The following is a 445-nucleotide window of genomic DNA, read 5'->3' as shown; positions in this document are numbered from 1 at the left end:
GGTCCTCACGAAGCTGGGCGCCGACCTCAACCGCGTGCGCCAGCAGGTCATCCAGCTGCTCTCGGGCTACCAGGGCAAGGAGCCCGTCGCCTCGGGCGCCCCTGCCGAGGGCACCCCGGCCGGCTCGGCAGTGCTCGACCAGTTCGGCCGCAACCTGACCCAGGCTGCCCGCGAGGGCAAGCTCGACCCGGTCATCGGTCGCGCCAAGGAGATCGAGCGCGTCATGCAGGTCCTCAGCCGACGCACCAAGAACAACCCGGTGCTCATCGGTGAGCCTGGCGTCGGCAAGACCGCCGTCGTCGAGGGCCTCGCGCAGGACATCGTCTCCGGCGACGTCCCCGAGACGCTCAAGGACAAGCAGCTCTACACGCTCGACCTCGGCTCGCTCGTCGCCGGGTCGCGCTACCGCGGTGACTTCGAGGAGCGCCTGAAGAAGGTCCTCAAG

General features: G+C 69.7%; 1 protein-coding gene. It reads left to right on the top strand.

All coding sequences use genetic code 11. The features are described 5' to 3' along the window. Positions 1-445, top strand: a 445-nt coding sequence (locus tag JWG43_RS18390) for an AAA family ATPase (RefSeq protein ID WP_205244375.1), incomplete at both ends; no start/stop codon positions are given.

Source organism: Desulfobulbus alkaliphilus, from assembly GCF_016918545.1.
Taxonomy (GTDB): domain Bacteria; phylum Desulfobacterota; class Desulfobulbia; order Desulfobulbales; family Desulfobulbaceae; genus Desulfobulbus; species Desulfobulbus alkaliphilus.
This window is presented reverse-complemented; position numbering and strand designations above follow the sequence as displayed.